At 29.8% G+C, this 25,371-nt stretch carries 25 protein-coding genes; 18 read left to right on the forward strand and 7 right to left on the reverse strand.

Annotated elements, in window-relative coordinates; all coding sequences use genetic code 11:
* Positions 1 to 65 precede the first annotated feature (65 nt).
* Positions 66 to 800, reverse strand: a complete 735-nt coding sequence (locus tag G9F70_RS07475; RefSeq protein ID WP_164945427.1) for an HAD family hydrolase — start codon at positions 798 to 800, stop codon at positions 66 to 68.
* 240 nt (positions 801 to 1,040) lie between these two features.
* On the opposite strand from G9F70_RS07475, the gene G9F70_RS07480 reads away from it, so the two are divergent.
* The 3 genes from G9F70_RS07480 (at position 1,041) to G9F70_RS07495 (ending at position 4,789) form a co-directional block, all read left to right on the forward strand.
* Entirely contained in the window at positions 1,041 to 2,204 is a 1,164-nt protein-coding gene (locus G9F70_RS07480; RefSeq protein ID WP_164945428.1) for an iron-containing alcohol dehydrogenase, read from the forward strand.
* 459 nt (positions 2,205 to 2,663) lie between these two features.
* Positions 2,664 to 4,025: a tetratricopeptide repeat protein gene (locus G9F70_RS27260; protein WP_164945429.1), complete on the forward strand. Its 1,362-nt coding sequence runs from the start codon at positions 2,664 to 2,666 to the stop codon at positions 4,023 to 4,025.
* A 185-nt stretch (positions 4,026 to 4,210) separates the two neighbouring features.
* Positions 4,211 to 4,789: a Uma2 family endonuclease gene (locus tag G9F70_RS07495; RefSeq protein WP_164945430.1), complete on the forward strand. Its 579-nt coding sequence runs from the start codon at positions 4,211 to 4,213 to the stop codon at positions 4,787 to 4,789.
* A gap of 791 nt (positions 4,790 to 5,580) precedes the next feature.
* Here G9F70_RS07495 and G9F70_RS07500 read toward each other — a convergent pair.
* Positions 5,581 to 6,027 carry a GNAT family N-acetyltransferase gene (locus G9F70_RS07500; RefSeq protein WP_164945431.1) on the reverse strand — a complete coding sequence of 149 codons (447 nt, stop codon included), beginning with the start codon at positions 6,025 to 6,027 and terminating at the stop codon, positions 5,581 to 5,583.
* A gap of 253 nt (positions 6,028 to 6,280) precedes the next feature.
* Here G9F70_RS07500 and G9F70_RS07505 point away from each other — a divergent pair, with 253 nt between their 5' ends.
* The 5 genes from G9F70_RS07505 (at position 6,281) to G9F70_RS07525 (ending at position 13,295) form a co-directional block, all read left to right on the forward strand.
* Positions 6,281 to 8,104 (forward strand): ABC transporter ATP-binding protein, encoded by a 1,824-nt coding sequence (locus tag G9F70_RS07505; RefSeq protein ID WP_224617464.1) that lies wholly within the window; start codon positions 6,281 to 6,283, stop codon positions 8,102 to 8,104.
* Entirely contained in the window at positions 8,105 to 9,901 is a 1,797-nt protein-coding gene (locus G9F70_RS07510) for an ABC transporter ATP-binding protein (protein WP_164945432.1), read from the forward strand.
* A gap of 471 nt (positions 9,902 to 10,372) precedes the next feature.
* A complete protein-coding gene (locus tag G9F70_RS07515) occupies positions 10,373 to 11,041 on the forward strand; it encodes a hypothetical protein (protein WP_164945433.1) in 669 nt (222 codons plus the stop codon).
* 102 nt (positions 11,042 to 11,143) lie between these two features.
* Positions 11,144 to 12,343 carry a glucosaminidase domain-containing protein gene (locus tag G9F70_RS07520; RefSeq protein WP_164945434.1) on the forward strand — a complete coding sequence of 400 codons (1,200 nt, stop codon included), beginning with the start codon at positions 11,144 to 11,146 and terminating at the stop codon, positions 12,341 to 12,343.
* A gap of 55 nt (positions 12,344 to 12,398) precedes the next feature.
* Positions 12,399 to 13,295 carry a GNAT family N-acetyltransferase gene (locus tag G9F70_RS07525; protein ID WP_164945435.1) on the forward strand — a complete coding sequence of 299 codons (897 nt, stop codon included), beginning with the start codon at positions 12,399 to 12,401 and terminating at the stop codon, positions 13,293 to 13,295.
* 200 nt (positions 13,296 to 13,495) lie between these two features.
* On the opposite strand, the gene G9F70_RS07530 is transcribed toward G9F70_RS07525, so the two are convergent.
* On the reverse strand, positions 13,496 to 13,687 hold the full coding sequence (locus tag G9F70_RS07530; protein ID WP_164945436.1) for a hypothetical protein: 192 nt from the start codon (positions 13,685 to 13,687) through the stop codon (positions 13,496 to 13,498).
* A gap of 175 nt (positions 13,688 to 13,862) precedes the next feature.
* Between G9F70_RS07530 and G9F70_RS07535 the strand changes: the two genes are divergently transcribed.
* From G9F70_RS07535 to G9F70_RS07555, 5 genes are all read left to right on the forward strand, one after another.
* Positions 13,863 to 14,441, forward strand: coding sequence for a 5' nucleotidase, NT5C type (locus G9F70_RS07535; RefSeq protein WP_164945437.1), 579 nt, complete (start codon positions 13,863 to 13,865; stop codon positions 14,439 to 14,441).
* A 183-nt stretch (positions 14,442 to 14,624) separates the two neighbouring features.
* On the forward strand, positions 14,625 to 15,029 hold the full coding sequence (locus tag G9F70_RS07540; protein ID WP_164945438.1) for a VOC family protein: 405 nt from the start codon (positions 14,625 to 14,627) through the stop codon (positions 15,027 to 15,029).
* A gap of 94 nt (positions 15,030 to 15,123) precedes the next feature.
* The gene (locus G9F70_RS27455; protein WP_411956013.1) at positions 15,124 to 15,237 is read left to right on the forward strand and encodes a histidine phosphatase family protein; all 114 of its coding nucleotides are present in this window, start codon (positions 15,124 to 15,126) and stop codon (positions 15,235 to 15,237) included.
* A 1-nt stretch (position 15,238) separates the two neighbouring features.
* On the forward strand, positions 15,239 to 15,847 hold the full coding sequence (locus tag G9F70_RS07550; RefSeq protein ID WP_164945440.1) for an HAD family hydrolase: 609 nt from the start codon (positions 15,239 to 15,241) through the stop codon (positions 15,845 to 15,847).
* Between the two features lie 71 nt (positions 15,848 to 15,918).
* The gene (locus tag G9F70_RS07555; protein ID WP_164945441.1) at positions 15,919 to 16,242 is read left to right on the forward strand and encodes a thioredoxin family protein; all 324 of its coding nucleotides are present in this window, start codon (positions 15,919 to 15,921) and stop codon (positions 16,240 to 16,242) included.
* Between the two features lie 56 nt (positions 16,243 to 16,298).
* Here the strand turns inward: G9F70_RS07555 and queC are convergent, their stop codons facing one another.
* From queC to queD, 4 genes are read right to left on the reverse strand one after another with little or no spacing between them, the layout of a single operon-like run.
* Positions 16,299 to 16,955 (reverse strand): 7-cyano-7-deazaguanine synthase QueC, encoded by a 657-nt coding sequence (queC, locus tag G9F70_RS07560; protein ID WP_164945442.1) that lies wholly within the window; start codon positions 16,953 to 16,955, stop codon positions 16,299 to 16,301.
* A 17-nt stretch (positions 16,956 to 16,972) separates the two neighbouring features.
* On the reverse strand, positions 16,973 to 17,563 hold the full coding sequence (gene folE / locus G9F70_RS07565) for a GTP cyclohydrolase I (protein ID WP_164945443.1): 591 nt from the start codon (positions 17,561 to 17,563) through the stop codon (positions 16,973 to 16,975).
* 4 nt (positions 17,564 to 17,567) lie between these two features.
* Positions 17,568 to 18,233, reverse strand: coding sequence for a putative 7-carboxy-7-deazaguanine synthase QueE (gene queE, locus G9F70_RS07570; RefSeq protein ID WP_164945444.1), 666 nt, complete (start codon positions 18,231 to 18,233; stop codon positions 17,568 to 17,570).
* Position 18,234: 1 nt separating this feature from the next.
* Complete coding sequence (queD, locus tag G9F70_RS07575) at positions 18,235 to 18,666, reverse strand: 6-carboxytetrahydropterin synthase QueD (RefSeq protein WP_125006596.1); 432 nt, start codon at positions 18,664 to 18,666, stop codon at positions 18,235 to 18,237.
* A gap of 392 nt (positions 18,667 to 19,058) precedes the next feature.
* Between queD and G9F70_RS07580 the strand changes: the two genes are divergently transcribed.
* The 5 genes from G9F70_RS07580 (at position 19,059) to G9F70_RS07600 (ending at position 25,312) form a co-directional block, all read left to right on the forward strand.
* The gene (locus tag G9F70_RS07580; RefSeq protein ID WP_164945445.1) at positions 19,059 to 20,564 is read left to right on the forward strand and encodes a DUF1846 domain-containing protein; all 1,506 of its coding nucleotides are present in this window, start codon (positions 19,059 to 19,061) and stop codon (positions 20,562 to 20,564) included.
* A gap of 466 nt (positions 20,565 to 21,030) precedes the next feature.
* Positions 21,031 to 21,813, forward strand: a complete 783-nt coding sequence (locus G9F70_RS07585) for a MerR family transcriptional regulator (RefSeq protein WP_164945446.1) — start codon at positions 21,031 to 21,033, stop codon at positions 21,811 to 21,813.
* A gap of 210 nt (positions 21,814 to 22,023) precedes the next feature.
* Positions 22,024 to 23,313, forward strand: coding sequence for an ATP-binding protein (locus tag G9F70_RS07590; RefSeq protein WP_164945447.1), 1,290 nt, complete (start codon positions 22,024 to 22,026; stop codon positions 23,311 to 23,313).
* A 119-nt stretch (positions 23,314 to 23,432) separates the two neighbouring features.
* Positions 23,433 to 24,149 carry a response regulator gene (locus G9F70_RS27265; RefSeq protein WP_224617814.1) on the forward strand — a complete coding sequence of 239 codons (717 nt, stop codon included), beginning with the start codon at positions 23,433 to 23,435 and terminating at the stop codon, positions 24,147 to 24,149.
* A 131-nt stretch (positions 24,150 to 24,280) separates the two neighbouring features.
* Positions 24,281 to 25,312 carry a PTS sugar transporter subunit IIC gene (locus tag G9F70_RS07600; RefSeq protein ID WP_164945448.1) on the forward strand — a complete coding sequence of 344 codons (1,032 nt, stop codon included), beginning with the start codon at positions 24,281 to 24,283 and terminating at the stop codon, positions 25,310 to 25,312.
* The last annotated feature ends 59 nt before the right edge of the window (positions 25,313 to 25,371 follow it).

Genomic DNA, 25,371 nt, shown 5'->3' on the forward strand with positions numbered 1-25,371 from the left:
TGGGAGTCCTGTACTTATAACAAAAAGAAAACTTCAGTGGGGGTCTAAATCTCCTTCTGAAGTCGTTAATATTGCAGCTTCGCAGAAGATGATTTAAGAGCTGGTAAGTCTTTTACGTATTCATAAAAATCTTCGTATTCACCTGAATAGTCAGTTATTATTTCTTCACCAGTCCTATGTAGTAAATTATTTGTTATTAAATATGTCTTTAGTCCAAGTTTTTTAGCTATTAAGTCTTCTTGAACATCATTTCCTACCATTAAACAGTCATAAGGCTTTTTTTCTATATCTTTTAAGATCTCTTCATAATACTTTAATTGTGGCTTGCAATAATGATTTTTCTCAAAGGTTGAGACATATGAAAAATCTTCTGGCTGAAAACCTGCCCAATGTATTCTATGATGAATAGCTTTTTCAGGAAATAGGGGATTTGTTGCAAGTGCAACAGTATAACCCTTTGATTTTAATATTTTAACACTTTCTTTTATACAAAGAATATCTTGTGCATATTCTTTGATTTTTAAAAAACTTGTATCATAAAAATCATCAAATCGTTTTTGCAGCGCTGGAAGCTCCATATTCATTCTAGTAGTAAAGTCAGCCATGAATATTTCTTCATTAGTTTTATATTCTGTGTTTTCCACCATGATTTTGGTAGAACTCCATATATTCTTAGCTAGTTCACTAGGTGATATTATATCAGCAAAATTTTTTGAAAGCTCTTCAAAATATAGTTTTTCAAATAGAATCATGTCTATAGGAAGTAAGGTACCATCAAGATCAAATAATATTGTATTCATTTATCCACACCCCTTAAATTTAAATAATTATTTGTTTTTTATATTATAGGCAATAAAGAAATATTATGTTTAATTTCGAATTTTGTCAATGAAAAACATTGGTATCATTATAGTAACTATATGTTAAAAAAGTGGGTACTTGCATTGAACGATTATAGTAGTACAATAATACTTGTACAATAAAAATTCTAATAAAGGGAGAGAATGCTCTTTGTTTAAAAATAAAAGGAGAGATTATTAATGAAAAATTTTAATTATTCAATTCCAACTAAGGTGTTTTTCGGTAAAGATCAAATAAATGTACTTGCTAGGGAAATAAAAAACTTCGGTTCTAAGGTATTGCTTGTTTACGGAGGCGGTAGCATAAAGAAAAGTGGATTACATGACAAAATTACTGGAATATTAAAAGCTAATAATATTAGTTTTTGGGAGCTTGCAGGAGTAGAACCAAACCCAAGAGTAACCAGCGTAAGAAAAGGCGCTCAGCTTTGCCGTGATAATAAAATAGACCTTATACTTGCAGTAGGCGGCGGAAGCTCTATTGACTGTGCAAAGGTTATAGCAGCAGCTTACTACTATGAAGGAGATGCATGGGATATAGTGCTAGATCGAAATAAAATTAAAAAAGTACTTCCACTTGCGACTATATTAACACTAGCGGCCACTGGTTCTGAAATGAATGCAGGAGCTGTAATTACAAACTTTGAGACAAAGGAAAAATTAGCTACAGGACACGAAGATATGGCACCTAAGTTCTCTATATTAGATCCTACTTATACCTTCACATTGCCTGTAAAACAAACAGCAGCAGGTACTGCAGATATAACTAGTCATATTTTTGAGGTATACTTTAGCAGTACAAAAGAAGCATTTTTGCAAAATAGAATGGCTGAGGGAATGCTTAAAACTTGTATAAAATATGGTCCAATAGCTCTAAAAGATCCAGAAAATTATGAAGCAAGATCTAATTTAATGTGGACTTCAAGTCTAGCAATAAATGGACTTATAAGCTATGGTAAAGAAACAGAGTGGAGTGTTCATGCAATGGAACATGAATTAAGTGCATACTATGATATTACTCATGGAGTGGGTCTTGCAATTTTAACACCACACTGGATGAAATACATTTTAAATGATGCAACTTTAGATAAATTTGTTGAATATGGAGTAAATGTTTGGGATATTGATGAAAATGGAGATAAATATGCAATAGCTAACGCGGCAATTGAAAAAACAAGAGAATATTATAATTCCTTAGGAATTCCTTCTTCATTAAAGGAAGTTGGCATAAATGAAGAGAAATTAGAAGAAATGGCAAATCAATCTGTAAGAAGAGGTAAACTAGGAAACTTCAGAGTTTTAGAAGCCGAAGATGTGCTTAGTATATTTAGAGCAGCATTATAATATAAGGAATATAAATAGACTAGTAGGCTGATAGTGTTTTTGAAGATACCTAAAACATAAAGAACTCCAAAATCTTAGAAATATTAAGATTTTGGAGCTTTTATATTTTTAACGATTTTCCTTCTGAAAGTATTAATATTCTAGCTTCGAAGAGGAGGAACAGCTGTGCAGGTGATTATTTAATTAAACAAATTTCTTTTTTTCTATCATTGTTGAGATAAACACCATAACAATTCTTGGATTATGTTATTATAGTTAGGGGCGTTTAAAAAGTCCTTAAATTATAGGAACAAAAGAATGGAAGTTAATGGTCAAGATGATATATTTAATAAATTTGGAAAAGCTTTTAGTAAATTGTTCGTCTAAAGCTTCTTTCAAAATAATTAGTTAGAATGATAGGTATTTGATACAGGAGACTAATTATAATAATTTTACGAAAATCAAAAGGAGAAAATTAAAATGAAAGATTATGACAAAATATTAGATAGTTCATCTGATACACCCGCAAATGAGATTAAAAAAGCATATTTTCAAATGGCAAGAAGGTATCTACCAGATAGATATCCAAATGAATTTATGGAAATAGGAAGGACATATGAAACCTTAAGTAATGAAAAAACTAAAAAAGAATATGACATGCTTGCATCAATGTCAAACATGAGTCGCATAGACCTTGAGCGGGCTAAGAAATTTTTAGAAGAAAATGAGATATCAAAAGCTATAAGTATTTTAGAAGATATTTTGATTAGGCAGCCAGAGCTTTTAATACCTAAAAGTTTACTGGGTGAAGTATATATAACCAATGGTAACAGCGGGAAGGCAGTCAAAATATATGAGGATCTTGTAAAAAAGGAACCTGATAATGCTGGATTTAGAGGGCATTTGGCTTATGCTTATATTCAAAGAAAGTATAATAAAAAAGCTATTAAAGCTTTTGAAAGTGCAATAAAACAAGATGAGGAGAATATTTCATTATGGTTTGGACTTAGTGAAGCATATATCCAAAGTGATTTACCTAGGGAGGCTAAGAAGACTTTAAACAAGACTATAGAAATAGGTTCTTCAAAAGAAATTGATATTACTAGTCTATATTTTAAAATTATATTTATAGATGTGGAAACAGATTCACAGGAAGAGATGATGGAGGATTTAGACAAGCTTATAAATGTTGCTATGCAAAAGGATGAACTTAGAGAAAATGTGGCATGGGATCTTGTTGAAGTGTCTAAATTGATTATAGGTAGTGGACTGACTACAGAAGCTATAGTTGTGGCTGAGGCAGCCTTAAGATTAAGACCAGGAGACAAAAGTATTCTAACATTAAAAGATGAATTTAGTGAATTTGAAAAAATTCAAGTGCCCTTTGAGGCGTTTTCAGAAGATGATAGATTTCATGAGGATATTGTAACCCTTATAGCAATGGAAGTTGTTCCTATAGATGCAATGGATATGAAAAAGGAAGAACATAAGGAATATAAGACTATGATTGAGACGTCATTGTTAATTGAGTGCGAAAAATATGTAAGTGATATAAAAAGAATAAAAAAATATTATCCAGAGCTTTATAAAGTGAAAGAGGGATTTTTTGAAGCTATTTTGAATAGTGAAAATTCACAGAAATTGCTAGAAAAATATGAAAAAGAATTTAATAAAATGGGTTTTTCAAATGAAATGATAGATCAGTATGATATAGATGGGGATAGTTTTGATGAAGATATAGAAGAACCCTTTGTTAGAGAAGAAGAGAAAACAGGAAGAAATGACCCATGTCCTTGTGGAAGTGGGAAAAAATATAAAAAATGTTGTGGTAAGAGTATATAATTTTTGGAATATTCCGAAGGTGTATTGGGATATTCACTTTGTAGATATTTTTTCTAGTACCAATGCCACCAAATTCTACAGTGTATTCTGTTGCAAATATAATACTGGTATTAGCCTTACAATAGCTACTTTTTTATGCCAGTAGATGTTATAATTATAAAAATTGTGGAAATGGAGTGGATACTATGAGTTTACCTATATCTAATAATTTATTAACATACGAACAGTTTATAGCAGTATCACAAAGCATTAAAGATAATACTGGCTATAATACAGAGTATTCCAATGGAGAAGTATTCTACTTTTCTCATAGTGCAAAACATAGTCGGAGCATATTTAATATAGTTAAAATGTTAGATGATAAACTACCTAATACATGCCTAGCAATTAGTGAATTGTATATTAAATTTAAAGAAAATGAGTACAGAATACCAGACATATCAGTATTTTGTGGTAAAGATATAAAGGAGAAATTTGAAAATGACCTACTACATTTAGAAACTCCAAAGTTGATTTTTGAGGTATTAAGTGAATCTACAGAAAAAAATGATAGAGAATATAAAATGGAGTTATATGCTACAAAAGGCATAAAAGAATATTTGTTAGTAGATTACAGAACAAAGACCATAGAACAATATTATTTACAAGATAATTCTTATAAACTAAATAAAAAATATGAAAATGATGATGTATGTAAATTACTATTATATCCTCATATTAAATTTATTACAGGAGAAATATTTGAACTTTTTATGCAAGGATAACACCTTAATTTTTCTTTCGATTTCTAGTGTTAAAAAAATTATATATACAAAAAAATGTATAGATTTAAAGCTACTACCTTTATAACTGGTGGTAGCTTTTGTGGTATAAAAAACAATAGTTTCTGGAAAGAGGAATTATAGTGAAATTTTTTTACCTTTAATTTTAGTAGGTTTTAGTATAATTTACTCTTGGGTATCAGAGCAGCTTATCAAGTTTATTGAGGTAAAGATAGAGCTTAAGCTTCGGGAAAAATTAGTTATAATAATTCTTTCCCTTGATTCAACTATATAATGTATGTCAAAATATACATGTAACAAAACAGAAAAACTTGGGGGAAAATAAATGATAGAAGTAACTACTCAAAGACTAAAATTTTACCATTAGACATTGAAAATTATAGATTATATATAGAAAATTCTAATAAAATGGATATTTACAAATCCCAAAGCCTTATCAATTGTAGCGGATACTGAAAAAACTAATATTGCATCTCATAGAGTATTAGAGAAAAATGGATTTATTAAATATAAGGAAAGTGTTAAAACATCAGATGATGGGGAAGTAGAGGAACTAGTATGGTGGAGACTTGCTAGATAAAATTTTTGTAAAAGATTAGTTAAGATGAACTAATAAAAATGAGGGTGTAGAATTTATTTCAAAATAGTTAGTATAAAGCTACCTGTTGTTTTTCATATAATTTAGAAATTCAAAAAAACATGTAGGTACATCTACCTTATGTTTTTTTGTTTTGAAAAATAAACTATAAAATATTGAATATTGCCTCTTAAATTTAATATTTAAGCACATAGAATACTTCGTCATCTGCCTCTAGTCCAGTAATCCGTGGCTTAAATCCAAAACTAGAATATAACCTTTCCGCTACTATACTTTCTGGATGGAAACTCAACCATATTTCATTAAAATCATTTTCACTTTTAATCTTCTTTAATATTCCATCCAAAGCACATTTTCCATAACCTTTTCCTTGATAGTTTCCATCAATCATAAAACGAAATAAACACATAGTATTGTCTTCTATATCCACACCATACATTGCAAAACCTATCATTTCATTGCCAGTATATATGCCTAAAGAAGTCCAAGTAGGATTAAACTTCCACTGAGCAATTGAAACTACATTTGGGTGCGGCAAATATGCCGCTTGCTCCTCTTTGATTTTTAAGTTAACACATTCGCTCCAATTGTTTGCATCTATTTCTCTTAAAAATATGTTCATTGCGATCTACCTCTCTTTGTTTTTTTGTTACCTCTTTTAACTTAAAGGTTTATTACCATATGTATTCATTCAAAGAATGTAACATATATATAATTTTACCAAAACATTCTACGTTTTCCAAGTTCGAAATTAATTAAAATAATACTTTCCCAAAAGATTTCTATCAATTAGTGTAAAATTGGTTTGTTTACATTATATAAAAAAACTGTTACTATTTATATTAATTAGAAGTAAAATACAGGGGGGGGTTCGTTTGAAAAAAAACAAAGACCAAGAAAATAGAGGTGTTATGACAAATATCAAGTTTTTAGTTGCAAATGCATGGAAATGGGACAAGGGTTTATTCGGATATTTTGGATTTTACACAATTTTAACAGTTATGCTTCCATTTATAGGTATATTTGCTCCTAAGTTTTTGATTGATGAATTAACTGGGGCAAAAAGAACTGATATTTTAATGATGATTCTTGTTATTTTCTTTGTTCTTTCAGTAACTGCTAATTATTTGGTAGCTTATTTAGGGGGAGCATATTACCCTAAAATGATTAAGATAAGATTTAAGTTTATTACTATGATGCAGAAAAAGAGCATGACAATGGATTTTAAATATACAGAAGATTCTAAAACCCTAAATGATATTGAAAATGCATGGAGCGCAGCTGACAATAATGATAATGGAATAGAAGGTGTATTTCATAGGTTATTTGCTTTGTTTGGAAGTGCAATTGCTTTTATGGGATATATTGCTATTGTTTCAACTTTAAATCCATTTATACTTTTGTATCTTCTTGCTAATGTGTTAGTAATATATTTTTTAACACTTAAAGTTAAAAGATATGAGCACAGTAGAAAAGATGATATATCTGAATTAAATAGAAAATCAGGGTATGTATATAATATCATGCATGATTTTTCTTATGGCAAGGATATAAGAATATATGGCCTTGGAAATTGGTTTTCAAAGAAATTTAAAAATTTTAGGGGTGAAAAAGTTAAAATAAATGAAAAAATAAAATATAAGTATTTTGTAGTATCAGCACTTGATGTGATGCTTCTCTTATTTCGCGAAGGTATTATTTATGCTTATTTAATTTATAGAGTAATATATAAAGGTATGGGAATTGGTGATTTTTCTATGTACTTTGTTACAATAGGTGGATTTGCAACTTGGATGCAAAATATCATGACGGATATAGCACATATAAGGGCTCAAAACTTATATATAAATGATTACCGTGATTTTTTAGAATTTGATGATGGAATATTAAACCCAAATCCAAAGCCTATTCCTGATAAAACTCCATATGAAATTGAATTTAAAAATGTTGCTTTTAAATATCCTAACAGTGAAAAATATATTTATAAAAATTTATCCTTGAAAATAAAGGCTGGTGAGCGCCTTGCTATAGTTGGAATTAATGGTGCAGGAAAAACTACCTTTGTAAAGCTGATAACAAGACTTTATGAGCCAATAGAAGGAGAAATATTACTTAATGGGGTAAATATTGCGAGTTTTGATAAGGATGAGTATTATAAAAAGTTTTCTGTTGTGTTTCAAGAAATAAAGATGCTTGCCTTTTCAGTAGCAGAAAATGTTGCATTGGTAAGCGAAGGTAATATTGACCGTGAAAAAATTAATAAATGTATTGATAAAGCAGGAGTAGCTGCTAAAATTAATTCATTAGAAAAGGGCATTGATACAAGTGTTTTAAAGATACTTGATGAAAAAGGGGTAGAGTTCTCAGGAGGAGAAAATCAAAAGCTTGCGTTAGCACGAGCGCTTTATAAAGAAGGAGATATTATAGTTCTAGATGAGCCTACAGCTGCCCTTGATCCAATTGCAGAATATAATATTTATAGAGGCTTTGACGAAATGATAGGGAATAAAACTGCAATATATATTTCACATAGACTTTCAAGTACACGTTTTTGTGATGTTATAGCATTTTTTGAAGATGGTGAAATTAAGGAATACGGTACTCATGATGAGCTTTTAAGTAAAGATGGAAGGTACGCTGAAATGTTTAATATACAAGCGCATTACTACAAGGAAAAAACTTTAGAGGAGGTTATATAGATGAAAAATGATAGATTAGCAGGACTCAAAAAAGACTTTGAAATTATGAGATATTTTCTAAAGTTATCTTCTAAAATGTCTAAAAGCTATATACCAGTCTTATGTTCATCTGCAATATTTAAAGCTATAACCCCCTTTATTAATATTATTATGCCTAAATTTATCATAGATGAACTTTTAGGACAGAAGAGAGTAAATGTTTTTATAATGTTAGTTTCCATCATTGTAGTAGCAAATGGAATTTTAAATCTTATTAGTAGATGGATTGATACCTTAGTGGACATAAAAAACATGGAGATAATAAATGGTTTTGATTTATTGATTGGACAAAAAATAATGGATATGGATTTTGAGAAAATTGAAGATCCAGATATATTAAACTTAAAAGAAAGAGCTATATTTCCTTTGCGTAATCAAGGCGTTTTAGAACGTATGATAAAATGCATAGTAGATTCAATCTCACAATTTGTTACTGCCATAGGTCTTTTAGTAGTAATATCAACATTGAATTTCCTTATAGTTTTTCTAATACTGGGAATCGTTTTACTTAATTCATTTTTATTTAAGAAATCACAGGCGGCGCAGTATAAATTTCATGGGGAGTTAATCCCTCTTAATAGAAAATTCGGATATTACGCAAGAATAACTTCGGATTTTTCTATGGGTAAAGATGTGAGATTATATAACATAAGGCCGCTTATCATGGAAAAAATAGAAGGTTATAATGAAAAGAGTGTTGAATGCTTTGGAAAGCTATTTAGGCTCATGGGAAAATATAATGGGTTAAATGAAGTCAATATGCAGCTTCAAATGATAGTTGTTTATGCTTATATGACCTATAAGGTATTTAAAAATAGTATTGGAATAGGTGATTTTACAATGTATATAAGCGCTGCTAATAAATTTAGCACATCTATATCTGATTTCTTTAAAAGTTTTATAGAGTTTAGACAAATGTGTAGATATCTTGATTTATATCTGGAATTTGAGCAGATAGAATCTTCTAAAAATAAAGAGGGTAAAAAGATTGAAAATATAAATGAATGCAATATTGAGTTTAAAAATGTATCATTTAAATATCCTAGAAGTGAAAATTATACCTTAAAGAATGTATCTATTAATATTAATAATGGTGAAAAATTATCTGTAGTAGGGTTAAATGGTGCAGGAAAAACCACCTTTATAAAACTTCTTACAAGATTGTATGAGCCCGCAGAAGGTGAGATTTTACTTAATGGCGTTAATATAGGTGAATATAATTATGATGATTATATGAAGCTTTTATCGGTAGTTTTTCAGGATTATAAACTATTAGCGTTTTCGGTTAAAGAAAATATTGCTTTTGAAGAATATAAAAGTATGGGCGATGATGAAATAATGGAGGTGCTTAATAAATCTGGATTAGAAAAGGCTATTAAAAAGCTAGATAAAGGAATATACACATCTATTTATAAAACCTTTGATAAGGATGGTATAGAATTTTCAGGAGGACAATCTCAAAAGTTAGCAATGGCTAGGGCCGTATATAAAAATGCTCCAATTGTGGTTTTGGATGAACCAACAGCAGCCCTTGATCCAATTGCTGAATTTGAAATTTATACTAGATTTAATGAACTTATAGGAGATAAAACTACAATATACATTTCTCATAGGCTATCAAGCTGTAAATTTTGTGATAAAATTGCTGTGTTTCATAAAGGTGAGATTGTTCAATATGGAACCCATGATGAATTAATCAAAGAATCAGGAAGTCAGTATGAAACTATGTATATGGCGCAGGCACAATACTATGTGTAAACTTGTTAAGGAAGGATTAATAAGTGTATAAAAAGGGAGGGTTATTTATATAGTGGTACCAATAGGAAGGACATTTTGAAAAAAAGTGTTTGGATATAGGTAATTTTTTTGTATATTTTTGAATTTGTACAAGTTTTTTTAGATTTTTTTAAAGAAAAGTATGATCTGACAAGCATAAGATTATTAGTAGCTAAATTTAATGACATTTCAGAAGGAAAGTTCTTTACTTTTATAAGTAGAGGACTTTTCTTTTAAATATTGATAATTCAAAATAATAATAAAGATTTAGATGTGGAATAAATTATGACTATAATGGATATATTAGCTAAAGGTGTAAAAAATCAAGTTCAATTATATACGGAGCAAAAATAGTAAACTAGAATTATAAAGGATTCTTACTAGCTAGGGTAAAAGTATTATAGTCATTCTGTTAGCACATATTATAACTAGGTAGTTGCAAGGAGAAGCAAAATGGAAAAGTATGTTTATGTTATTATTTCAAGAACACCAACTTACACAGGAAAGATAATTAGAAAGTTTTTAAGAGCAAAATATAATCATGCTTCAATTAGCTTAGATGAAAATCTAAGCCAAATGTATTCGTTTTGTAGACTATCAGTTAGCAATCCTCTTGTAGGCGGTATTATCAGGGAAAGTGTATTTACACTTAACATGGGAGTTAAGGATGATGTTCCTATTAATGTATATCGCATACCTGTAACTTTAGATCAATATGAACTAATAAGTAAATTTATATATGATATATATAATGATGCTGAGGTATATTACTACAATTTACTTCAAGCCATTGGGATTATTTCTAATAAAAAGCATGCTCTTTATAAGACCTATATATGCTCTGAATTTGTAATGAAAGCCTTAAGCAAGGGAGGAATACAGCTTACTTCCTTAGAATTCTATAAGATAACGCCAACAGATATTTGTGGAATTATGAGGAGATTTATTTATTATTCAGGAAATATCAAGGATTATCCATTCAAACAAAATATAAAAACAAAAGATGATGAGCTTTTCTTTTGTAAGACAGGACTTATTTATGAAGGGATGCATACAGTTAGTCACTTTTGGAAGGTTATGTCTAGGGATAGGAATAGCAAAAAGGGTAGAAGAGAATTTTAAATTGGAATTTATATCAATACAAGGTATAATATTGATACAAAACTAATTAAGAAATGCTTAAAAGCCCTTTAAAATATATTTGTTTGGAGTAGTGTTAAAGTTATGAAGAATGTGATTGATGAATTAAAAGGTTCCTTTGTTTTGACAAGGCAAGAGATAGAAAAAATAAAATTATATGTTGTGAAAAAATATCCTAATAATTCTTCGAAAGAAAATGCCTCCATATTATCACGGACTATGTATGAAATTATTGATAAGAATTTAGAAGGAATAAATAGAGAAGACAAGCAGAATATTAAAAAAAATATAATGCAAAGCACAATTTTAAAAGACAAGGATAATATATTAAAATCGGATATTTTTAATGCCTTCATTATTGAATCAGAAGAAAATCCACAGCTAAAAACTTCACTTATTAAATGGATAAATAAAAACCAAAAAAATACTGTATCCAAAGAAGATTTTGAAAAATATGTGGGGTCATTGAATGTGTCAAATGATATTGAAAAGTTACCTTATAAAAGAGCTGAATTAGCAACTATGGATAATGTGGTTAAATTTAAGGGGGCATCAATTTGTAAACATAATTCTAAAAACTTAATATGTAAATATAAAAGGGGACTAGCGGTAAGGCTTAATAGTGCTTCTGAAACAATAAATATGATGTTGGAGGTTGTTGCAAAGAAGATTTCATCTACAAAAATAGCCCTTTCTGTATTAATCTTATTGATATTATCTTTATATTCCTTAAATAATCCTATTAATATCAGTAAAATCATAGGAGATGAAAATAAAAATAAAAATGAAATAAAGCAGAATGATGTATTAAGTAGTGATAAATATGATTTATTTGTTGCAGATGCAATGAGCTATCATCCTCACCTGCCTGAATATTTTAATTATAAAACCATTGATAAAGGCAAATTATTAGAATTTTTAAATTCAAGAAATTCAATACTTGCTGAGGAACCATATTTCTCTGCTATAATTAGAACTTCTAAAGAGTTTAATTTAAATCCACATATCTTATTTGCTATTACAGGACAGGAACAGTCTTTCGTTCCAAAGAGCCATGAAAATGCACAAAAGATTGCAAACAATCCCTTTAATGTATTCCATAGTTGGAAGGAATATAATACTGATATATATGATTCTAGCAGAATAGCTGCTAGGACCGTTATTAATTTATCTAAGGACAAGCCTACTAATATGGATATTTTTGATTGGATAAATAGTAAATATGCAGAGGATAAGAATTGGGGAAAAGGAGTTAAAGAGATTTTTAAATCACTTGGTGAATAATAAAATATAGGTTATATTTTAAGTAGGAATTTTAAAATTAGGGAGGAAAAAAATAATGGACAATCACCAGCATACTATTACTATGAAGTTGGAATTAAATCAAGAAGATTATGCAGCTATTAAAGCTCTAGAAGCTGTTTGCTGTGAAAAACAAAAAACTGAGTTAAAATTAGAACTTGAATTTAAAATGCAGCAAAGAAATAATTCTTTGAAAAATAAAATTATGGCGGAGTTTTTATATTACGACAATGAAATTTTAGTAGGTTATTTAGGTTTATGTAATTTTCATGGAACTTCAGTAGAACTCAGTGGTATGGTACACCCTGAGTTTCGTCGTAAAGGAATTTTTAAAAAGCTATACTTGCTTGCTAAGGAAGAATGGCAAAAAATAAACCCGGCAGAGGTGTTAGTGCTATGCGATCATACATCCCTTTCAGGTTTAGCTTTTATAAACCACGTTGGAGCTGAATATGGATCTGCAGAGTATAAAATGTGTTTGAATAAAAGAACTCTTGAGCCTAATCTGAACCAGGGAATTGAACTTAGAATGGCAACTAATGATGATGCATCTGAAATTGAAAGACAAGGTTCTATTTATTTTGGATTTCCAGAAGAAGAGGTTGATGGTAAAGAGGACTTAGAAAAACCAGCCATTCAGGTAGATGATAATTTTATTAGCTATATTGCGGAGCTTAAGGGAACAATTATAGGTAAGATTCATATTAGTGTCACTGATAATGAAGGTTTTATTCATGGATTTGGAGTAATTCCAGAATATAGAGGAAGGGGATATGGGCGAGAAATTTTGTGCTTAGCACTGGATATATTGAAGAAAAAACAGGTAGATAATATTTTTCTTGAGGTTGCTACAGAAAATAAAAAAGCACTTGGACTTTATGAATCTTGTGGGTTTGAAGAAATTTCTGTAATGGATTATTATATAGTATTTTAAAATATTTAACGACATTTCAGAAGGAAGTCTCCTACTTCTATAAGTGGGAGTCCTGTACTATAACAAAAAAAACTTCAGTGGGAATCTAAATCTCCTTCTGAAGTCGTTAATATTGCAGCTTCGCAGAAGATGATTTAACGACATTTAAATATGAGGTGCCACTTGCCACGTAGGTAGCAAATGGCATCGCATATTTTTTATTACCAGGTATGTCCTTCAGAGCATTTATGATTACCAGAATGTCCTTCACACAATTCACATTTTCGCACGTTGCACTTAGGACAGGAATGACTGCAATGAGCTGTAGTTTCATCATTATTAGAAGAATTAATTAGTTGGCCTTTAACTAATAGTTCCTTTTGCATAAAACCGTCATATGGTAAATTTGACATTTTACAACAACTCCCTTGTAGTTTATTCTTATAGTTATTATTTGATATTTAATGATTTATATTCGCAGTTTAAATATTACTAAAATTCTCAAAATTTAAACAAATCATAATACAAGTTTAACTTGTTCTTAACTTTTAACGCATATAATAAAAGCATAAGGGAGATGAAGATAATATGAAAAATTTAAATATATGCATTGATATTGATGGGACAATAACGGATGCTTATTATTGGCTTAATATTACTAATAAATATTTTAACAAAAATATAACTGAAAAGCAGATAACTAAATATTATATCCATGAGGTAATGGGCATTAAGCAGAGTGAATATGAGGAATTTTATGATAAAAATAAAATTCAAATTCATTCAGAGCAAAAACTTCGCGAAGATGTGCAAATTGTTATAAAAAGACTAAGTCTTATGCATAATATATTTTTCGTTACAGCAAGAGAAAAATCACTCACTATGTTAACTCATTCATATCTAAGGAAAAATGAAATACCATATGATGATTTGTTTGTTTTAGGTAGTCATTATAAAGTGGATAAAGCAAGAGAATTAGAGTGCAATGTGTTTATTGAAGATAATTACGATAACGCAGTTCAGCTATCAGATGCAGGATTTAAGGTTCTTTTATTGGATGCTAATTATAATCGAAAGCCATTAAATGAAAATATAATTAGGGTTTATAGTTGGAAAGAAATATACTCAATAATAAATAAACTGATATTACAATGCAACGCAATGTAATATCAGTTTATTTATTATGAGGCATGACCTTAAGAGCATTTATAATTGTTCATTAGTTATAAAGACCTTGCCATATAACAATATCTAGAAATTAATGTTATAATTAGGGTGTAAACAAACTATAGTTTAGTGAATTATTGTATTATAATATTCTACAAATAGATATATAAAGGAGAATATACTATGAGCGTAAAAATGTTACATCATGTCTGTATTCAAACAGAAAAATATGAAGAATCACTTCAATTTTATACTGAAATTTTAGGGTTTAAATTAGTTAAAACAGCAATAAATTTCCATAAACGAGATTTTAATACATGGTTAAGACTAGGAACATTTATGATCGAATTACAAACTGCTAAAAAGGGAGATAGATTAAAGGATTGGAGTTCGTTAAATGAAGGCATAGTACATATGTGTTTTTTAGTTGATAGTGTTCAGGTCGAGTTTGAGAGGATAGAAAAATTAGGTTATACCAATTTTAAGATTAAAAATGGAGAAAAAATTTATAAAGTTGAAGATGGATATTTATTTAAAATTAAAGCACCAGAAGGCACTGAAATTGAAATAAGAGATATGCTAATATAAAAATCTATACAATTGTTGCAAGATGATTCATTAGAAAGCCGTATAACTTGAAGGGAGAAAACATGTATATATACTGAATTAGGCACGGAGATAAATATATTCGAGCAAAATGGTAAGAGCAGTGCAAACTTCTGAAACCATTAATAAGTATATGAATGTAGACATCATAATAAGACCTGATTTAAGGGAAATAGATATGGGGGAATAAAATGATAGATACCCAAAATATAAAAGCAGTATTATTTGACTCAGGTCGTGTTCTTAACAGACCGCGAACAGGTCATTGGTTTATGCCACCAAATTTTTTCAAATATGTTGATAAGAATAAATTTGAAGATTTAAATATAGATCTCGTAGAAAAAGCATTTAATGAAGGCGATGAGTACTTTCATAAGCATCCACTAATTTTAACTGAAATAGAAGAATTAGAACATTTTATAGAATTTTATAAAGATGTGTTTCGAGTTATACCAAGATTAAGTCAGCATTATAAGCTAGGGGTAGTATCCGATACTTGGCCTTCACTAGAGCGTGTATTTAAAAATGCTGGGCTAAGAGAATACTTTTCTACCTTTGTTATGTCGTCAACGCTTGGGGTATTGAAACCACATGAGCTAATGTTTAATACAGCTCTTGATGGGTTAAACATTAGGCCAGAAGAAGCGATATTTATTGATGATAATATTGTGAATGTTGAAGTAGCTATAAAGCTCGGCATGCAGGGAATTGTTATATTAAGGGGAGATGGATTAAAAGAGTGTACAAATGTTATATGTGTTGATGATTTAAGTGAGCTTAAAGAGCTATTAGAAAAGTAGATTTTCATCTTAAAATGCCACTTGTCACGTGGGTGGCACCAGGAAGAGCGGGAAGCTGAGGAGGAATAATAATGATAGAGCTAAATACTTTAGAGGAAATGGATGAGTTCATAAAAAATAATACAATAGCAATGTTTTACTTTAGTTCAGAGAGCTGCAGTATATGTGGCTCATTGCTCCCGAAAATTGAGGAAATGTTAATTAAATTTCCCGAAATTAAGATAAGTAAAATTAAAGTTGATACATTTACCAAGGCAGCAGGACAGTACTCAATATTTACTTTGCCTGGAATTATTGTTTATATTGAAGGCAAAGAAGTTATTCGCGAGGCAAGATTTATTAGCATTGAAATATTACAAACAACTATAGATAGATATTATAGTCTTTTGTTTTAAAAAAATAAAAAACAAGGCTTAGTAAACATTAAAATTTACTAAGCCTTGTTTCATTTTTAAAGGTATTTTTCTTTGAATTCCAAATATCCTTTTTTTCTTAGCTTACAAGAAGGGCAGTCCCCACAACCATTACCTTTTATTCCATTATAACAAGTTAAAGTATCCTCTTTAACTACAGGGAGTACACCTAAATCATAAGCCATTTTCCAAGTTTCTGCTTTGTTAATCCACATTAAAGGGGTTTCAATTACAAAATCATAGCCCATAGCTAAGTTTAAGGTAACATTCAAGGATTTTATAAACACATCTCTACAATCTGGGTAACCACTAAAATCACTTTGAGATACACCAGTTATAATATTATTTATCCCTCTTTGCTTTGCAAATACCGCTACAAAGGTTAAGAATAATAAGTTTCTTCCATCTACAAAGGAATTAGGGACACCATCACTGGGAGCGTCAGTGTCTACTTCCATATCTTTTCTTGTTAAGGAATTTGGTGCTAACTGATTTAAAAGATTTAGGTCTAAAGAATGATATTCTACACCATGTTTTTTACATATATCCTTTGCACAATCTAGTTCTAATATATGTTTTTGACTATAATCAAAAGATACAGCGACAACCTCTTTATATTTCTTTAACGCCCAAAACAGGCAAGTTGTGCTATCTTGTCCACCACTGAATACTACTACTGCTTTTTCACTATTCATGACTAATACACCATCCTTTATTTATTATAAAGCATCATCAATTTATTATTCAAAATTACATCCGTGTTAAATCTTCCTCTAAAAGTAGTTGACATTGTTTTAGTGCCTGGTTTTTTTATTCCGCGAGTTGTCATGCAGCCATGTTCACCTTCTATAATAACAGCCACATCTGGTGAGCTAGTTACCTTCTGCATAATCTGGGCTATGTCTGTTCCTATTCTTTCTTGAAGTTGCAATCTGCGACCTACCATATCAGCTATTCTTGCTATTTTACTTAGTCCAATAATCTTTTTAGTAGGGACATATGCAACTGAAACTTTCATATTATACATAAGGGCTAAATGGTGTTCACAATGGCTGAATATTTGGATATCTTTCATTATAACTATATCCAGGGAGTCATCATTAACTATTAAATCATCAACAAACGTTGTATTAAACATTTCAGCAATTTCATCATTGCTATAGCACATGCCAGCGAATACTTCTTCATACATTTTAGCTACACGTGCAGGGGTATCTTTAAGTCCCTGGCGACATGGGTCATCACCTAAAGCTATTAAAATTCCTCTTATATGTTCTTCTATTGCTTTTGTATCAATTGCCATAATTTTATACACCTCTCTTATTTGGATCCCAGATGATTTTATGAAGTTGAATTTGAAGATTAACACCATTCATTTTATTATCCTTCATAAAGTCTACAATCATCTCTAGGTCAATTTGTCCAAATACTGGACTAATATATACATTGGTTTTATTAGAAAGCTCATATTTATCTATTATGAATTTGGTCTTTTGTAAATCTTCATTGCTACCACACACAAATTTAACAGTATCTTTATAACTTAAAGACGCAAAGTTATCTAAATTCATTTTATCTTCCATATTACTCCAGGGTAATTTATAATCCATATTAAAGCTGGGTGGATTTTCTATAATGTTAAATTCATTTAAAGCGACACTGCCATTAGTTTCAATTTCAATATGAAGCAAGCTATCTTTAGAAAGCATTTCTAACAATTCTATAATTCCTTCTTGAAGTAAGGGCTCGCCACCGGTTAAGGTTACATTTCTAATTTCGGTAGATTTAATATATTTATATATGTCTGTTGCTGTCATGAGGTCATAACACACATCGGGAGTATTAGCCCAAGTGGTATCGCAGTAGCTACAATTTAAATTACAGCCTGCAAATCTTATAAATACTACAAGCTGACCTGAAAGAGGACCTTCTCCGTTGACGCTTGTGAACTTTTCAACTACTTTAAATTTCATTTTAACGTGCCTCGCTTTCTTCATATGTTGCACTGTTAGTTGGTGTTTCATAAACCGTAGTTCTTTTTACATTATAGCCTATATCCTTCATTAGTTTAAAGAAAAACCCTGCAAAGTTTTCTGCTGTTGGTCTAAAATCAACCACAATCACATTAAAGCCATCTTGTTTTATACAATTTAAGGTTTCGAAACGCATAGTGCCTTCTTGAACTATTAAGGCGTGGTCATAACAATCTACCATGGCTTTAACATCTTTTTTTAAATCCCCAAAATCTATTACCATACCATCAAGTTGACCGCCTTTTAGCAAGGTTTCTGATTGTACGTAAACTTCAACCTTCCATCTATGTCCGTGAATATTTGAACATTTTCCCACGTAACCAGAAAGAAAATGTGCACTGTCAAAGCTATGTTCTGCCTTTAAAATATACATATAGGACACTCCTCCTAGAATTTATGTTAATTTAATTATTATTTTTCCCGAAATCTACATAATTTTTATATTTTACAGTTTTTTTATAAATAAAAAAGGGCATAATACACCCTATACAAAAAAAAGCTACCTAAAACGGTAGTTACGTCCTAGTTTTGTTTATAGACAGGATGGTTTAGAACTGTCTTATTAAGTTTTAACATTTTTAATGGTACTATAAATTAGTTGCTATGTCAAATTTCAATTACAATTTAAGTTTACTTTAAACTAAAATTGTGTAATAATATAAAGTTGTAAAAGCATATTTATTTATATTATTTATGGAAAAATATTGTTTGTAAAATATTAGTTGTAAAATATCTAAAAAATAATGGTGTAAGCGAGGAATAAAAATGAAAATAGGATTTGATCAGAAAAAATATTTAGAAGAGCAATCAAAATATATTTTAGAAAGAGTTAATGATTATGATAAGTTATATCTAGAATTTGGTGGTAAACTTTTCAATGATCTTCACGCAAAAAGAGTTTTACCAGGCTTTGATGAAAATGCAAAAATTAAACTACTACATAAATTAAAAGAAAAAGTTGAGGTAATTATTTGTGTATTCGCAGGAGATATTGAAAGAAACAAAATAAGAGGAGACTTTGGGATCACTTATGATGTGGATGTTTTAAGATTAATTGATGATCTTCGTGCATACGCGCTTGATGTAAATAGTGTTGTAATCACTAGATACGACGGGCAACCAGCAACTACAATTTTTATAAATAAGCTTGAACGCCGAGGCATAAAGGTATATAAACATAGAGCAACTAAAGGATATCCTACAGATGTAGATGCAATTGTAAGTGATGAGGGATACGGTAAAAATCCATTCATTGAAACAACAAAATCTATTGTAGTTGTAACAGCGCCAGGACCAGGAAGTGGAAAGCTCGCTACTTGTCTTAGCCAGCTTTATCATGAACATAAGCAAGGTAGAGCAGCCGGCTATTCAAAATTTGAAACTTTCCCAGTGTGGAATGTTCCACTAAAGCACCCACTAAACATTGCATATGAAGCTGCAACAGCAGATCTTAATGATGTAAACATGTTAGATTCCTTCCATTTTGATGCTTATAATAAGATATCAGTAAACTATAATCGTGATATTGAAACCTTCCCTGTACTTAGGAGAATTATAGAAAGAATAACAGGAGAAGAGGCTGTTTATAAATCCCCAACAGATATGGGAGTTAATAGAGTAGGCTTTGGAATTATTGATGATGATGTTATTAAAGAAGCATCTAGGCAAGAGATAATAAGAAGGTATTTCAAAACAGGCTGTGAATATAAAAAAGGTTACATAGATAAAGAAACTTTTGATAGAGTTAAGCTTCTTATGGAAGAACTTAATTTAAAACAGCAAGATAGAAAAGTTGTTATGCCTGCAAGGGAAAGGTCAGCTAATTTAAAGCAATGTTCTAATAAAAATGAAGCTTGTCCAGCACTTGCAATAGAGCTTAATGATGGAACAATATTAACTAGTAAAAGTTCAGATATAATGGATGCAACAGCTGCTATAATTTTAAATGCTGTTAAATATTTTGCTAATATAGATGACGAAATTCATCTTATTTCTCCAGTTATACTTGAGCCAATTATAAATCTAAAATCAAAAATCTTAGGCAGTAAAAAACCAGCTTTAGATTGTGAAAATATATTAATTGCACTTAGTATATGTGCTGCTACAAATCCAATAGCAAAAGTAGCTATGGATAAGTTAACAATGCTAAAAGGATGTCAAGCTCACTCAACTACAATTATAAGTACAAATGATGAGCAAACTTTCAGAAAACTTGGTATAGATATAACATCTGATGCTGAATACGCAACGGAAAGTCTTTACTACATATAGTGCAACCCATGTGGCAAGTGGCATGGTGTAAGTTAAAAAATGTCATCCACGTGATAAATGGTAAATTACACAAATAAATAATAGGGATAGTTAATAACTTTAATAAATTATTAACTGTCCCTATTATTTTAACCACATTTCAGAAGGAAAGTCTCCCACTTCTATTTTAAGTAGCAAGCTTGGAGAATCATATATTACTGTTGCAATAATCTGTTCTGTAGCATTTTTTATAATTCAGATTATTGGTTATATTATGGTGAATTCAAAATATAAAAAGGCTGTATTGAAAGAAGTTATTTAATATTAAAAATTCATATTGACTCTAACCTAACGTTATAGTTTATTATAAATTTGTAGGAGGATAATAGTAAATGCATTAATAGTTTGACACTTTAGTGCATGTATCATAAAAGACCATGAGAAGCTTGGAAGGTGATTACTAATTAAGAATAGTGGAGTTGATTTTATGCCTTATAAAATAAAAGAAGTAGCTGATATTGTTGGGGTAAGCGTACGTACACTTCATCATTATGATCAAATTGGTATCTTAAAGCCAGATTCTGTAACATCAGCCGGATACAGACTTTACAATGATGTTGACCTTGAAAGATTACAGCAAGTTTTGTTTTTTAAAGAACTGGATTTCAATTTGGAAGAGATAAAAGAAATTTTAGATAATCCAGACTTTGATAGAAAACATGCATTAAGAGCTCACAGAGAACTACTGATAGAAAAAAAGAAGAGACTAAGTAAGATAATAAAATCTGTAGATAAAACTATAGATTCCATTGAAGGAGGAATAGATATGAATAACAAGGAAATGTTTGAAGGCTTTGATATTAGTGAAATAGAAGCAGCTAAAGAAAAATATGCAGAGGAGACAAAGCAAAAATATGGTGACTCTGAGGCCTACACGGAAAGCGCTAAAAAAACCTCAAAATACACAAAAGCGGATTGGGATAAAATAAATATAACAAATGAAAAAATCTACAGTAAAATTGTAGCTAATATGCATAAGGGAATAGCGAACCAAGAAGTTCAAAATGCAGTAGCTGAGCTAAGACAGGAAATTACAAATAGTTTCTATAATTGTACTATAGAAATATTTAGAGGTCTTGGAGAGTTATATGTTAATGATGAACGCTTTACAGCTAATATTGATAAGCATAAAGAAGGGTTAGCTAAGTTCTTAAATGAGGCAATGAAGTATTATTGTGATGGTGCCACCAACGTGGCAAGTGGCAAGTAAGAGAAGGGACAGTTAGTAATTTTTATAAATTACTAACTGTCCCATTTAAGATTCTATTATTATATATTTTACAAATACTATAAAAAGCAACAAAATAACAAATAAAATTGTAACATTTATATTAAAATGGTACTATTAAGCTGTAAATCTTTAAATTCTATAACGGATTTCATTATTACATTTTAAATTTTGTTGCGGGGATAAATAAATATGGCGATTATAAAGAATAACAAATTAAAAAGAATGATTGTAATATCTATAATTATTGCAATCACTTCACAAATAAATATGAATTTGCTTATATCTGATTTTAGAGTTTCAGTGGCAATAATATTATTTCCTGTATTTCTATACTTTTTTAATGAACTAGATACTATAAAAACAGGAGTTATGTGTGCTATTTCTGTTTATCTTTTAAGAGTAGGTATTTATTTTATTGAAAACGGGAGTTTTATTGAAATTTTATTAGCTTATTTCCCAGAGATATTCTTTTATGCTTTTTATAGTATATTTTTTAAAATCTTTAATAAAACAATAACCACAATTGATTTAAAAAGATTATTAATAACATTGATATTAAGTGATTACCTAGGAAATTTTGTAGAAATAATAATAAGAAACTTTGAGAAGTTTACTATGCTAAAATTAAATGCAGTTACCACATTATTTTATGTTGCAGTTATACGTTCTATTATAAGTTTAATAATATTAAATAGTCTAAAGTTTTATAAGTTACTTCTTCTAAAAGAGGAACATGAAAAAAGATATAAAAAACTTCTACTACTAACTTCTGATTTAAAAACAGAAATGTATTGGATGAAAAAAAACATGAGTGGCATAGAAAAAGTTATGAGTAACGCTTATGAATTATTTGAAAAAATATCCATAGAAGAAGAGCCAGACACCTGGGCTAAGCGGTCTTTAAATATTGCTAAAGATGTTCACGAAATAAAGAAAGAATACGGACTTGTTGTAAGGGGTATTGAAGAAATAACAGAAGATAAGACTACGGATAAAGGTATGTATTTTAAGGATATTATTAATATATTAGAAGATAGTATGAAAAATGAAGTGAAATTTAGAGAACTTAATGTAGCTTTAGTTTTTAAGATAAATAAAAATTTTTATACAACTAAGCATTATTATCTTATGTCTATTTTTAGAAATTTAATTATGAATTCACTAGATGCACTAAGTGCTAGAACTCATAATGTTTGTATTTCATTTGTAGAAAAGTCAATAGAGGAAAAATTTATTTTTGTGATAAGTGATACAGGCTCTGGAATAAAAGAATGCGATTTAATGTACATATTCTCTCCAGGATTCTCAACTAAAATCAATTATAGTACAGGTGAAATAAACCGTGGGCTTGGGTTAAGTATTGTTAAAAACATTGTTGAAGAAGGTTTAAAGGGTACTATTAAAGTGAAATCTATAGAAAATTCTGGAACTACTTTTTACATAACTATTAATAAATCAGAACTGGAGGACTCAGAATGAATATATTTATAATCGAAGATGATATTATTATTGTTAAGATTTTAGAAAAAATAATATGTGATAGAGATTTGGGTACCGTTCTAGGATATTCTCTTAAAGGTTGAGAAGGCCTAGAGGAGATTCAGTGTCTGAATCCAGATATAGTTTTAGTGGATCTTTTCATCCCTGGCGTTGATGGATTATCCATAGTTAAGAATGTAAAACCTACGCGTCCTGAAATGCAATTTATAATGATTTCTCAGGTATCAGCTAAAAATATGATTGAAAAAGCCTATAAAAATGGAATAGAATTTTATATACAAAAACCAATAAACGCAGTTGAGATTGAAACTATTATAAAAAAAGTATCTGAAAATTTAGAAACCAACCGAACTTTAAATCAAATTCAGAAACTTTTTAATAAAGATACAAGCATTCTAGATAGTAATTGTTTAAAATCAGAAGATGAAGTACAAACAATAAAAAATATAATGCTTAGAATAGGAATAATAGGTGAAGTGGGCAGTAAAGATTTAATTGATATTACTGTATTTTTAATGAAAAATAATGAATACATGGACAACTATACCTTAAAAGAATTATGTAATAAATTTACTGATAATCCTAAATCCATGGAGCAAAGGATTAGAAGAACCATTTCCACGGCTATGAGCAATATTGCCAGTTTAGGAATAGAAGATTATATGAACGATGTTTTTGTAGAATATTCAACTGGACTTTTTAATTTTGAACAAGTAAAAAAAGAAATGGACTATATTAGAAAAAAGAGCTCTGATAGAGGGAAAGTAACCATAAAAAAATTTGTTGATGGACTTATTTCCTACTGCGAAAAATAATTATTAAAATTTTTTTATTGCATTTTGAAGTCTTGCGAAGTTTTTTGAAACTTTGCAATTATAATAATTGTATGACAAATCGCAATATTGAAAATTCATTGTAGTTATTTTAAAGTATAAAGGAGGAAAATATGTTTATATTAATTAAAGGTATTGGATTATTACTTTTCACATTATTCCTGTTTTCACTTTTTAGTTTAAAAATGCCTAAAGGTCAAAAGGCTATGTCTGGACTTGCAAATGCTGCTGTAGCAACATTTTTAGTTGAAGCAATACATAAATACATAAGCGGCAATTTATTACACATTAAATTTTTAGGTGAAGTAGGTGCTGCGTCTGGAAACATGGGCGGTGTTGCTGCTGTAATACTAGTTGGTTTAAATATGGGATTAAATCCTGTATATGCAGTAACGGCTGGTGCTGCGGTATTGGGATATGGTATTCTGCCAGGATTTGTAGCTGGATATATAATTTCATTTATCGGACCTATTTTAGAGAAAAAACTTCCAAAAGGATTAGATATAATAGTTGGTGCTCTTTTGATTGCACCGCTTGCAAGAGGAATTGCTTTTGGGGTGGATCCAATAGTAAATTCAACGTTACTTAGTATTGGAGGTATGATTGCAGTTGCCGCAGTGCAATCTCCTTATATAATGGGTTTCTTATTAGGTGGAATTATGAAAATGATATGTACATCTCCTTTAAGTTCTATGGCACTAACAGCAATGCTTGGATTACAAGGTCTTGCAATGGGTATAGCATCCATCGCCTGTGTTGGTGGATCTTTTACAAATGGTATAATGTTCAAAAGGCTTAAACTTGGTGATAGAAGCAATGTAGTAGCTGTGATGCTTGAACCACTAACGCAAGCTGATATAGTGACTGCAAACGCACTTCCTATATATTGCTCAAACTTTATAGGTGGAGGACTCGCTGGGTTAAGTGCTGCTTATTTTAAAATAATAAATAATGCACCTGGTACAGCATCACCTATTCCGGGATTACTTGCACCATTTGGTTTCAATGAACCTAAATCAGTTATTTTTGCTGTATTATTTGCTATATGTGGTGGAATTATTGGTGGACTTGTTGGTTCTACTATAACTCTTCATCTTAGAAAGAAAACAAGTAAAATGGTTGAAGAAGAAACAATTGCAGCATAATATGCAATCTACATGGAAAGTTGAATAAGTAAAGAATAAAATCCCACTGATATCAAAGG

Origin of the sequence: Clostridium sp. FP1, assembly GCF_011065975.2 — a bacterium.
GTDB lineage: Bacteria > Bacillota > Clostridia > Clostridiales > Clostridiaceae > Clostridium_AD > Clostridium_AD tagluense.